This is a genomic window from Catenulispora yoronensis (assembly GCF_039531695.1).
In the GTDB taxonomy this organism is placed as follows: Bacteria; Actinomycetota; Actinomycetes; order Streptomycetales; family Catenulisporaceae; genus Catenulispora; species Catenulispora yoronensis.
The window spans coordinates 1-568 of record NZ_BAAAQN010000217.1 but is presented as its reverse complement, the minus strand read 5'-3'; the positions used below and the strand labels follow the sequence as shown (position 1 = coordinate 568).

Annotated in this window: 1 protein-coding gene; it reads right to left on the bottom strand. The window is 50.5% G+C overall.

Features of this window, described 5'->3' with window-relative positions; genetic code table 11:
* Window positions 1-568: ribonucleotide-diphosphate reductase subunit beta (locus ABD481_RS46930; RefSeq protein ID WP_344672371.1), on the bottom strand; the 568-nt coding region annotated here is incomplete at both ends.

Here is a 568-nt window from a genome sequence, read left to right as displayed (position 1 = left end):
AAGGTGTCGGACAACAGCCATTTGTTCATCCACACCAGCGGGTCATCTTTTATCTCCGGGTACAGTGGTTTCAGGCCAAGACGGCGCATCGCAAGATTGGTTCGGTATTTAACATAGCTTTTCAGGATATCTGCGTTTAAGCCAATCATTGAGCCGTCTTTAAACAGGTAATCTGCCCAGCGCATTTCCTGTTCGGCAACGTCCATCATGGTCTGATAGATGAATGGTTCCTCATCCGCAGCGATCTGGGCCCATAGCAAGCCTTCGCGGCCTGTACGCATAAACCGGAGCATTCGTTCTGTGCCTTCGCAATGAAGCGCCTCATCGCGCGCAATGAAACGCATGATTTTGGTGTTGCCCTCAAGTAATTTCCTTTCTCCAAAAGCAAACGTACAGGCGAAGCTAACGTAAAAACGAATGGCCTCCAGCGCGTTGATGGATACTAAAGTACGGAACAGCTGGCGCTGGAGAGGGTAGGGCTTTCCGTCAAATTCGGAGACGTAGAGCCGTTCGAATTCATCTTCTCCCAGATGCTGGCGCGCGCAGGTCATCTCATAAAGCTTGTCGT